Source organism: Neobacillus massiliamazoniensis, assembly GCF_001048695.1.
Classification (GTDB): Bacteria; Bacillota; Bacilli; order Bacillales; family Cytobacillaceae; genus Neobacillus; species Neobacillus massiliamazoniensis.
This window is the reverse complement of the sequence record NZ_CVRB01000002.1, coordinates 259,422-270,993: the sequence shown is the minus strand read 5'-3', so window position 1 is coordinate 270,993 and position 11,572 is coordinate 259,422. Positions and strand designations below refer to the sequence as shown.

At 41.4% G+C, this 11,572-nt stretch carries 10 protein-coding genes; 8 read left to right on the top strand and 2 right to left on the bottom strand.

The annotated features are described in order from the left end of the window. Positions 1 to 210: 210 nt before the first annotated feature. The 7 genes from BN1082_RS09250 (at position 211) to BN1082_RS09220 (ending at position 8,052) form a co-directional block, all read left to right on the top strand. On the top strand, positions 211 to 1,356 hold the full coding sequence (locus BN1082_RS09250) for an acyl-CoA dehydrogenase family protein (RefSeq protein ID WP_090633616.1): 1,146 nt from the start codon (positions 211 to 213) through the stop codon (positions 1,354 to 1,356). 16 nt (positions 1,357 to 1,372) lie between these two features. After that, positions 1,373 to 2,533 (top strand): thiolase family protein, encoded by a 1,161-nt coding sequence (locus BN1082_RS09245; RefSeq protein WP_090633615.1) that lies wholly within the window; start codon positions 1,373 to 1,375, stop codon positions 2,531 to 2,533. A 107-nt stretch (positions 2,534 to 2,640) separates the two neighbouring features. Further along, entirely contained in the window at positions 2,641 to 4,206 is a 1,566-nt protein-coding gene (locus BN1082_RS09240; RefSeq protein WP_090633614.1) for a fatty acid--CoA ligase, read from the top strand. A 677-nt stretch (positions 4,207 to 4,883) separates the two neighbouring features. After that, complete coding sequence (locus BN1082_RS09235) at positions 4,884 to 6,035, top strand: cation:proton antiporter (protein WP_090634916.1); 1,152 nt, start codon at positions 4,884 to 4,886, stop codon at positions 6,033 to 6,035. A gap of 303 nt (positions 6,036 to 6,338) precedes the next feature. After that, positions 6,339 to 6,659: a PadR family transcriptional regulator gene (locus tag BN1082_RS09230; RefSeq protein WP_090633613.1), complete on the top strand. Its 321-nt coding sequence runs from the start codon at positions 6,339 to 6,341 to the stop codon at positions 6,657 to 6,659. Then, positions 6,656 to 7,222, top strand: coding sequence for an HAAS signaling domain-containing protein (locus BN1082_RS09225; RefSeq protein WP_090633611.1), 567 nt, complete (start codon positions 6,656 to 6,658; stop codon positions 7,220 to 7,222). Before BN1082_RS09230 ends, BN1082_RS09225 begins: the two co-directional genes overlap by 4 nt. A gap of 2 nt (positions 7,223 to 7,224) precedes the next feature. Next, on the top strand, positions 7,225 to 8,052 hold the full coding sequence (locus BN1082_RS09220; protein WP_090633609.1) for a DUF4097 family beta strand repeat-containing protein: 828 nt from the start codon (positions 7,225 to 7,227) through the stop codon (positions 8,050 to 8,052). A 94-nt stretch (positions 8,053 to 8,146) separates the two neighbouring features. On the opposite strand, the gene BN1082_RS28540 is transcribed toward BN1082_RS09220, so the two are convergent. Further along, positions 8,147 to 8,578, bottom strand: a complete 432-nt coding sequence (locus tag BN1082_RS28540; protein WP_218055154.1) for a polysaccharide deacetylase family protein — start codon at positions 8,576 to 8,578, stop codon at positions 8,147 to 8,149. 20 nt (positions 8,579 to 8,598) lie between these two features. Then, complete coding sequence (locus BN1082_RS28535; RefSeq protein ID WP_218055146.1) at positions 8,599 to 9,024, bottom strand: polysaccharide deacetylase family protein; 426 nt, start codon at positions 9,022 to 9,024, stop codon at positions 8,599 to 8,601. 205 nt (positions 9,025 to 9,229) lie between these two features. Between BN1082_RS28535 and recQ the strand changes: the two genes are divergently transcribed. Beyond that, a complete protein-coding gene (gene recQ, locus BN1082_RS09210) occupies positions 9,230 to 11,365 on the top strand; it encodes a DNA helicase RecQ (RefSeq protein WP_090633608.1) in 2,136 nt (711 codons plus the stop codon). Positions 11,366 to 11,572 lie beyond the last annotated feature (207 nt).

Sequence of the window (11,572 nt, the reverse complement as noted above, 5' to 3'; positions counted from 1 at the left end):
CTGTTGTAATGGAGAGAAAATTGGTCGTATATGATAGTGGATTTCTATAAAATTTCAAATTATGTCGTAAAGTTCTAAAAATATGTAGTAAATAACCCAAATTAGGTAGTAAATCTGCAGAAATTTGTCGTAATGGACCAGAATAATGTAGTAAAACTTCAAATCACAAAATCGTAAGCCTTTTCATTCAAAGAGAGAGGAGATAATAAAGTGAAGCATCCCTATTTAAATGAAGATCATGAAATTTTTCGTAAGTCATTAAAAAAATTTTTAGAAAAAGAAGCGTATCCCTTTTATGAACAATGGGAGGAGGATCGAATGATTCCCCGCTCCTTTTGGAGAAAGATGGGGGAGCAGGGATTTCTATGCCCTGATATAGATGAAAAATATGGGGGCAGCGGGGTTGATTGGGGATTTTCCGTTGTCATTAATGAAGAGCTTGAAAGAGTAGGCTCAAGTCTAGTCGGATTTGGACTACATAATGATATCGTTGTTCCCTATATCACCTCTTATGGAACAGAGGAGCAGAAACAGCGCTGGCTTCCTAAATGTGTAACTGGAGAGTTGATTACGGCTATTGCGATGACAGAACCGGGCACAGGCTCCGACCTTGCCAATATTAAAACAACTGCAAAGCTAGATGGTGACCACTATATTGTTAATGGTCAAAAGACGTTTATAACAAATGGTATTCAATCAGACCTTATTTTGGTTGCGGTAAAAACGGGCCCACAGGCAGTTCCGAAACATAAAGGTGTAAGCTTACTAATCATTGAAAGTGACACTCCCGGTTTTTCAAGAGGACGAAAGCTGAACAAAGTTGGTCTTCACGCACAGGATACGGCTGAGTTAATTTTTGAAGATTGCAGTGTCCCGAGGGAAAATTTGCTCGGGGAAGAGGGAAAAGGCTTCCACTATTTAATGGAGAAGCTTCAACAGGAACGGCTACTTGTTGCGATTGCGGCACAAACGGCGGCTGAGGTTATGCTCAAGTTAACGACTGATTATGTGAAAAGCCGTGAAGCATTTGGCAGGCCAATAAGTCAGTTCCAAAATACGCAGTTTAAAATTGTCGAAATGGCAACAGACATCGAAATGGGCCGAGCGTTTTTGGACCAATTAATAGCGGAACATATAGAAGGTAAAAATGTCGTAACGAAGGTATCAATGGCTAAATGGAAGCTTACAGAAAATGCAAAGAAGATTGCAGCTGAATGTATGCAGCTTCATGGCGGGTATGGATATATGGAAGAATACGAGATTGCAAGACGCTACCGAGATATTCCTGTAGCAAGTATTTATGCAGGCACAAATGAAATTATGAAAACAATAATCGCAAAAAATCTGGGGCTTTAAAGAAAGGAAGATGAAAATGCGTGAAGTAGTCATTGTTGAGGGTGTTCGTACACCAGTAGGAAGAAGAAACGGCGTCTTAAAGGATATCCGGCCAGATGATCTGGCTGCACTAACATTAAAAGAACTTGTAAACAGAGCGGGCATCGATCCAGCAATTGTGGAAGATGTCATCCTCGGTTGTGTGACGCAGGCAGGAGAACAGGCGGGAGATATCGCCAGGGTAGCAGCGTTGATTGCCGGATTCCCTATTGAGGTGCCAGGCACCACGATTGATCGTCAATGCGGCTCGTCCCAGCAGGCCGTCCACTTTGCCGCCCAAGCGATTTTGGCAGGAGATATGGATGTGGTAATAGCCGGTGGTGTTGAAAGCATGTCGCGTGTGCCGATGGGCTCGAACTATCAGGGGGCAGCAGAACCTTTCAGCCCCAAATTGAGAGAGAAATATGAAATGATCCACCAAGGGCTATCGGCCGAACGAATTGCGAAAAACTATGGTCTTACTCGTGAAGAGCAGGATCAATTCTCGCTTGAAAGCCATCAAAAAGCCTTAAAAGCACAAGCAGAAGGGTATTTTGATCGAGAAATTTTTCCGATAGAGGTAACACTGTCAGACGGAACGACTGCTGTCATCAAAGAGGACTCTGGTCCGAGAAAAGAAACATCCATGGAGGCTTTGGCAGGTCTAAAGCCATCATTTTTACCCGAAGGGCTGATTCATGCAGGCAACTCCAGCCAGATCAGTGATGGAGCAGCGGCTGTCTTGCTCATGTCCCGTGAAAAAGCAGAGGAACTGGGCCTCAAACCTCGTTTTCGAGTCCATACCCGTGTGGTCGTCGGTTCTGACCCGACTTTAATGTTAACAGGACCTATTCCAGCTACACAAAAGGCTCTGGAAAAAGCGGGTTTATCGATCGATGACATTGATGTGTTTGAAGTAAATGAAGCGTTCGCTTCAGTTCCGCTCTCCTGGCTAAAGGACACCGGTGCAAACCCGGCTAAGCTAAATCCGAATGGCGGTGCCATTGCCTTAGGCCATCCTTTGGGAGGAAGTGGGGCCCGTCTAATGGTGACGATGATGCACGAGCTTGAACGTACTGGCGGTCGATACGGATTACAGACGATGTGTGAAGGGCACGGAATGGCCAATGCCACGATTATCGAACGGTTAGATTCATAAAGGGAACGTATAGGAAACAACCTCAGGAACCTCAAAATGACAATAAAGGTTGAAATAATAAATGGCGATCGGTTAATAGCCGATTGCCTATTATTGGAGGCGATTCGATGGGTACGACGATTGGCAAAATTTTTGATTTATCAGTAAAAAGGTTTCCAAACAAAGAAGCTGTTTATGATGTAAGAAAAAATATTCGCTTCACCTATAAAGAGTGGAGCGAACAGGTAAACCGCCTTGCCAATGCCCTTTTACAAGAAGGTGTCAAAAAGGGCGACCGTGTTTCCACCTTCCTGTTTAATACCGAAGAATTAGCAACTACCTTTTTCGCCTGTGCAAAAATCGGCGCCGCTTTTAATCCCATCAATTTCCGCTTAACCTCAGAGGAAGTCTCCTTTATATTAGCGGATGCATCTCCAAAGGTTGTTCTTTTTGAAAAAGCATTGGAGCAAGTAGTATCAGCGATTGAAAATCGCTTTCCAGCAATCTCCTTCTGGTACATCGATGAAGAAGCTCCTACCTACGCTAAAAGCTACCATGAAAAAATATCCTCATCATCTTCAGAAGAAGTAAAAGCAGAGGTCAATGAAAATGATCTATATGCGGTTATGTACACAAGCGGAACGACTGGAAGACCAAAAGGAGTCATGCACTGCCACCGAAATATGGTGGATCAAAGCTTAATGGTCATCGGTACTTCAAAACTTGAAGCGACGGATGTGGGGTTAGTCACTGCACCGATGTTCCACTGCGCCGAGCTCCATTGTGCTACCCTTCCACGCGTCCATGTCGGTGCAAGGAATGTAATTCTCCATCAATTTCATCCTAAGAAAGTCCTCCAACTGATTGAGCAAGAGAAAATCACGAAGTTTTTTGCCGCACCAACCATGTGGAACATGCTCCTGCAGGAGGACTTAAGCCAATATGATATTTCTAGCCTGAAGCTTGGTTTATATGGTGCTGCGCCAATGGCTCCGTCGCTTGTTCGTGCTTGCCACGACCGGTTGAGGATATCGTTAGTGCAGGCATATGGGATGACAGAAATGGGCCCCGCCATCACGTTCTTGTCGGAATATGATCAGCTTAGAAAGGCTGGCTCTGCTGGTCAGGCCTGCTTAAATCATGATATCCGGATCGTCCGCACTAGAGAGGATGGCCCATCAGAGCCCGATGATGTTGTACCGGCGGGCGAAACGGGTGAAATCATTGTTCAAGGTTCCTGCATGATGACCGGCTACTTTAACAGAGAGGAAGCGACAGAAAGGGCAATGTATAAAGGCTGGTATCATTCAGGGGATATCGGTTACCTGGATGAAGAAGGCTACTTATGGGTTAATGATCGGGTAGATGACATGATTATCAGTGGCGGGGAAAATATTTACCCAAGGGAAGTGGAGGATGTCTTGCATTCCCACCAAGGAGTCCTTGATGTTGCAGTTGTTGGAGAGCCTGATGACCGTTGGGGAGAGACGGTTACTGCTTTTGTTGTAAAAAAAGATCAAAATATTTCGGAACAAGAGCTAGATGAATTCTGCAAAAACAGCAATCAGCTGGCGAATTTTAAACGTCCGCGAAAATACGTATTCTGTGAGGCACTGCCGCGAAATGCCAGCGGTAAAATTCAAAAATTTATTCTGAGAAAGCAGCTTGAAGACATTCTCTCACAGGGAAGATAAGCCCGATGCAGAGAGAAAATTACGAACTGGGTCACTAAAAAAGAAATAGTGCCCGAAGCGGGAAGAAAATCGCGAGCACGGTCACTAAAAAAAGAAATAGTGCCCCAAATTAGCAAAAAAGAGCGAGGTCGGTCACGTAAAAAGATATACGTACCCGAAACCGACAATAAATAGAGAACTCGGGCATGTAAAAAGATATACGTGCCCGAAACCGGCAATAAATAGAGAAGTCGGGCATGTAAAAAGATATACGTACCCGAAACCGGCAAAAAAAAGCGAGGTCGGTCACGTAAAAAGATATACGTGCCCTAAATCGGCAAAAAATAGCGAAGTCGGTCACGTAAAAAGATATACGTACCCGAAACCGGCAATAAATAGAGAACTCGGTCACGTAAAAAGAAATACAGGACCTAAAATGGCAAAAAAGAGCGCCTACGGTCACGTAAAATGTCAAGTGACTCAAAACCACAAAAAAAGAATGCAAAACTCTAGCGCCCATAGGCAATATACCCAATGATAAGTCAACATTTTTCTTCAAAAGTGTAATTAACATGAAAATATGGTATTATTAAGGTATTAAAATATGAAGTATACTTGGAGGAGCCTGTCACCAAGGGATTAGTATGTCCTTTGGTGACAGGCTTTTTTTGTCTTTTTTAAAGAAAGGTGGAAATTTAGTGCTAATATTACAAATCGCCATTATTTTAATTGCATCGAAAATAGCAGGGAGCATAAGTGTAAGATTGGGCCAGCCCTCTGTTCTTGGGAAGCTCCTTATAGGAATAGTCCTAGGGCCAACGGTTTTAGGCCTAGTGAATGAGACAGAAACCTTGGCAGAATTGAGTCAAATAGGTGTAATCTTACTGATGTTTATTGCTGGATTGGAAACAGATCTTGATGAATTCAAACGAACGGGGAAGGCCTCTACTTTTGTAGGTTTTGGTGGTATTATTGTTCCGCTTGTTTTAGGGTATTTTGCAGGAAACTTGTTACATCTAAATACGATACAATCTTGGTTCTTAGGTCTGCTGCTTTCTGCAACGAGTGTAAGTATATCCGTTCAAGCACTTAAAGAGATGAATCGGTTAAAAACGCCTGAAGGGACGACCATTTTAGGAGCAGCTGTAATTGATGATGTGGTGGTTATTATTGCTCTAGCTTTCTTAATGAGTTTTTCCGGTAAAGATGTTCATTTAACTACAGTCATTTTACAGAAGGTATTATTCTTTGCAGGAGCCATTCTTGCTGGCTGGAAGGTAGTTCCTTGGTTTTTGAATAAGTTTGTGACATTAAAAGTTTCGGAAACGGTCATTTCTTCTGCCCTTATTATTTGTTTTGTTTTTGCCTATTTTGCCGAATACACGGGGGTTGCTTCCATCATTGGAGCTTATTTTGCAGGTGTTGCTATAAGTGTAACAAACTTTAAACAGGAAGTTTTTGAAAAGGTTGAAACGATCAGTTATTCCATCTTTGTCCCAATTTTCTTTACCTCCATCGGTATCACAGCTGAGTTTTCTGGTATAACGAAAAATTTAGCCCTTATTGCGATTATTAGTATTTTAGCCATTGCTTCAAAATTGATTGGTGCTGCTATTGGGGCAAGAGCTGCTGGATTTGGTTGGAATAGTTCATTTGGGATAGGTGCAGCAATGGTTTCACGTGGTGAAGTAGCATTGATTCTTGCATCTATTGGATTAGAATCAAAACTCTTAAGTCAAGAACTGTTCACGGTGATTGTTGTGGTGGTTCTAATTACAACTATCGCTACGCCGCCAATGATGAAGTGGCTATTTAAAGCAAAGACACAAAAGAAATATAATGCTGCTTAAAAAAGATTGGCTAAAAAATGTGGTAATATTTAGTAATTAGCAGAACCGTTCTTATAGAAAATCAACTATAAAAAGAGATGGTATCGATACCATCTCTTAAAATTCTGTGACTAAAATACTCTTACTCATCATCACAAATGGATTAACTTATTCATAATTTAAACATTAACCAATACAAAACAAAAAACACTACCTTGCATTAATTAATAGCTAATGGTATATTATAGGTGAATTGGGATATTAATCCGCTTAGCTACTATACATTATATAGTACTGGGTAATATCCAATAGGGGGTGGAATCGTTGAATGTTCAATTTAAAAAGGGGATTCTTGAATTATGTGTGTTGATCTATACATTGAAAAAAGATCGATATGGATATGAATTGGTTCATAGTATTTCCGATAAAATCCAAATTGCAGAAGGTTCGATATACCCCATCCTGCGCCGTTTAACAAAAGAAGGATACTTTGCTACTTACTTGGCGGAATCAAATGAAGGTCCACCTAGAAAGTATTATCAATTGACACACGCAGGACGCGAATATTTGGATCAGTTAGTCAGTGATTGGAATTTGTTTTCAAAAAGTGTAAATGAAATTATTGAGGAGGGGATGGACACATGACTAAGTTACAATTTTTACATGAATTAAATCGTCTGTTAGCACAGTTACCTGAAACCGAACGAAATGATATTTTGTATGATTACGAATTGCATATCCAGTCTGCAATGGAAAATGGAAAAACGGAGGAAGAAGCTGTTTTAGACTTAGGTTCTCCACAAGCAATTGCAAGTGATTTACTAAGTGCAATGTCTAAAGAATCAGAAGGGCCTGTAAAGGATTTGGTGGAGAGAAAACCGGACTCAAATATGGGACGCGGCATATTTGTATTTTCTATGATTCTCCTCTTTAATTTAATTTTCATCGTGGGACCAGTTGCCGGGATTGCTGGGGCCTTAATCGGCTTTTATGTGTCATCATTCGTTTTTCTGATTTCACCAATTGCATTCATTATTGATATTTTCACCCAGGAAATTCCCTTAACCCTTGCCTTTTTCATTGTTCTTGCTACTGGTTCATTTGGATATTTATTCTTCCTTTTGACACATTTCCTTGGTAAAGGTTTTGTAAACATCATGCATCGATATTGGAAATTTAATGTGAAGCTTGTAAAAGGGGGGAACTAAGAGTGAACAAAAAATTAGCAATCATCGTTGCTCTATTTGGTTTAGTTTTCGGTGTCACAGGTGTTGCAACCTATGCTTCTATCCATGGTGGTTTAGCAACTTATAAAATTGATGAAACGAAGACCATTAATGTAAAGGATATTAATAGTATAAAATTTGATGCAAGGTTAGCGGGTGTTCATATTTATCCTACAGATTCAGATAAAATTACCGCCCATCTTCACGGTGGAACTAATAGAAAGGATGTTGAACTCACCGCACAAGCAAATGGTAATACTGCCGTAATCGAAGTTCGGCCAAAAAAGGAATACATGATAACCTTTTTCTCATTCAATGACCTCAAAATAGATTTAGAAATTCCGAAAAAAACATATCACCAGTTCCAAGCCCATTCATCTGCAGGAAGTATTACCATGGAACAAGTAGCTGCAGACCATTTTGATTTGCACTCATCAGCAGGGAGTATTACTGTTGAAAATTCAAGGGGCGATTTAACGGCGCATTCATCAGCAGGAAGCATTAAGTTAATCAATATGGACGGGAAGCTAGACCTTACCGACAGTGCCGGCTCTATCGATATTAAAGTGAAATCTATTTTACATGATATTAGGGCGAAAAGCAGCGCTGGGTCTGTACGAATCGTTACCGAGCAGGAACCAAAAAACTTGCAGATGGATCTCCATACATCAGCAGGAAACGTAGATGTAGCATTGCCAGGTGCATCTTTTAGCATAAAGGAACATCAAAACGCAATCGGTTCAATCGGCACCGGTGGACCTATGGTTCAGCTAAAATCAAGCGCAGGATCTATCTCCATCCAAAAACAGTAATTTTGGGTGTCAGGCACCAATACACAATGAAAAAAAGAGGGTCTCCAAAGTTACTTTTGGGATAACCTCTTTTTTCATTGTTATTTAAGTGTTGTCACTGTAGAGGATAGTCAATTAATTTAACAAATTGGAAACCCATCTGCTTTAATTCCGGTACGACTAATTTGATCCCTTCAGCTGTATCTTTTTCCGGATGGTTCATGTGACATATAACGATCGACCCCGGTTTAGCCTTTAAAAGGGCGTTTCTTATTTGGTTGCGATTGAAGGTTGCACCAGCATCGCCGAGAATATCGAAATTTACGGGCTCCTCTCCAATATCATTGACAATCTTTGCGGCTACTTCATCATAAAAGGCAGTTCCAGAGCGAAAAAAGTGCGGTGGGGACCCAAGGATTTTTTCTAGTTTCCGATGATTGCCGAGCACCTCGTCGACGACCTCTCCTACATTTTCAGTCCCTTTAATTCCCCATGCTGATTTTCCGTTAACCGAAAGGGGCTTATGGAATGTCCCGTGATTTTCTATTTCGAATAGAGGGTCCTTTGCTAATGTGAAAACGTATCATAATTCGCATCAATCCAACTGCTATTGATAAATAGAGTTGCCGGAATTTGCTGCTCCCGTAAATAATCAATTAAGTCAACATCATAACCGTTGCCGTTTTTTCCTCCACAAGCATCAAAGGTAAGAGCAATTACCTTATCAGTGGTATTAAGCCGCGTCCTTACTCCGGTTACGTTTTCTCCCCATTCTTTATTAGGGGCTTGATAGGTTGTTATCAAATTTTGTTTTAGTTCATCATCGGTAATGACTGACTTAGCAGGGGGGGCTATTTGTGGAATTTCTTGGGTGGTATTGGGCTTAGGTGAAGAGGACTGCTTGATTTCTTTTTGAGTTTTCGTTGAAGGCAGACTACAGCTTGATAAAAGTACAACACCGCATAAAAAAGAGTAGAAAGTGAGTCGTTTCATATTGCCCCCGAATATTTTCTTTGATATTAAGTCTACTATTTTTATTATAACTGGTAGAATTGGGTAATTATATACTTTATTTTTCAAAAATAAAATACTAATTGATTAATTCTACTTATTTAAAAACCTCAAATCTACTTTTTCAAAATCAATGCAAAAGCGGTATAATGGGGTGAAAGATAACCTTTTGAAAGGAGGCATAATTTTGTTTGAAAAAGCACAACCATTATTAGAATCCTATTTTGGTTACAGGACCTTTCGTCCAGGTCAGGAACAGGCCATCCGTTCTGTATTACAAGGAGAAAACACGATCTGTGTTCTGCCAACAGGCGGCGGAAAATCAATCTGCTATCAAATCCCCGCTTTAATTCTGCCAGGTACAACGATTGTTATATCCCCACTGATTTCCTTAATGAAGGACCAGGTCGATGCTCTTGAACAAGTCGGTATTCCAGCTACTTTTATTAACAGCTCATTAACTTTCAGTGAAGCGAACCAACGAATAAATGATGCTAAGAAGGGAAGGTACAAGTTACTGTACATAGCTCCCGAACGTTTGGAGTCGCAGGAATTCATCGAAGACCTAAAACACATGAACATTCCTTTGATTGCTGTCGATGAAGCTCACTGTATTTCACAATGGGGGCATGATTTTCGTCCAAGCTACCGCCAAATTCACAGTTTGGTCAAAAGCCTCTCGCAAACACCCATCGTACTTGCCTTAACAGCTACTGCAACCCCTAGAGTTCGCGAAGATATATGTAATCTATTAAAAATTGATGAGGAAAGCACGGTTATTACAGGCTTCGAACGAGAAAATCTATCTTTTTCGGTAATAAAAGGCCAAGACCGACTGAAGTTTTTACTAGATTTCATAAAAAACAATCATCATGAAGCGGGGATCATTTATGCGGCAACACGGAAGAATGTCGACCAGCTTTATGAACGGCTTCGGAAGGAAAATATCAACGTGGCTCGTTACCATGCCGGGATGGGGGACTTAGAGAGGAATCGTGAGCAGGAACGATTTTTAGAAGACAATGCATCCGTAATGGTCGCTACCTCTGCGTTTGGGATGGGAATAGATAAATCGAATATCCGCTATGTCCTTCACTTTCAACTCCCGAAAAACATGGAGAGCTATTATCAGGAAGCAGGCCGTGCCGGACGTGATGGACTGAAGAGTGAATGTTTACTCCTTTATTCCCCACAGGATGTACAAATCCAGCGCTTCTTAATCGATCAATCCAGCGATCGAAGCCGGATGACACAAGAGCTGGAAAAGCTTCAGCAAATGGTGGATTATTGCCATACCGAAAGCTGCTTGCAGGAATTTATTTTGCGCTATTTTGGCGAAATGGAAACAGAACCTTGCGGAAGATGCGGGAATTGTACGGATGCACGGGTGAGCATCGATGTGACAAAGGAAGCACAAATGGTGTTATCTTGCGTGATTCGGATGGGACAGCGGTTTGGGAAAACACTGATTGCTCAGGTGCTGACAGGTTCGAAAAATAAAAAAGTTGCTGAACTGGGCTTTGAGAGACTTACAACATATGGGATTATGAAGGACCAAGGTGCTAAGGAAGTCAGTGATTTTATTGAATTTTTAATTTCACAAGAGTTAATCGCGATCGAACAAGGCACCTTTCCAACTCTTTATGTTTCCCCTAAAGGGAAAGACATTCTGCTAGGTAAACAGCAGGTCTATCGTAGAGAGACTGTCCAGGTTAAACAAGTTTCAAAGAATGACCCTTTATTTGAAGAATTAAGAGAAGTGAGGAAGCGGATTGCCGAAGCGGAAAAAGTACCGCCATTTGTCATTTTCTCCGATGCCTCGCTTAAGGATATGGTGGCTAAGCTGCCGAAAACAAGCGAAGAATTTTTACAAGTGAGCGGTGTCGGAGAACACAAGCTACAAAAATATGGCCTTGATTTTATCCAAGAGATTCGCACCTTTTGTGAGAGCAATCCTGATTATCAGAGCGAAATCGAAGCAGAGCCGGCAGCTCCGAAAAAGGCATCTAAAAAAGGGGTCAATGATTCCCATTTAGAGACTCTTTCAATGCACCAAAGCCAGTTAACTGTTAAAGAAATTGCCGAAAAGCGTGAAATGGCTATCAGCACGGTGGAAAACCACTTGATTCAATGCGCACAACAAGGCTTAAATGTCGACTTTCCTTCACTTATTCCTGCTGAGTACATTCCGCTTTTGGAAAAGGCAGTAAATGAGGCCGGCCGTAACCGCCTAAAGCCAATTAAAGAGCTCCTGCCGGATGAAATAAGCTATTTTATGATTAAAGTATATGTTTATTATTTAAGCAAAAACAAAATCGAATAAAAAACTAATAACAAGAGGGTGTCCCAAAACTTTTTGGGGCACCCCTTTATTATTAATGGCCTGTTAAACTTGTCTGTTGATTTCTACTCCAGACGCTCGCTTTCCGCGGGCGGTCCGGGGAGCCTCCTCGGCGCTACTGCCCCTGTGGGGTCTCCTACTCCCGTAGGAGTCGAGCGCCTTCCGCTCCAATCAACGTTCCGGAAAAAT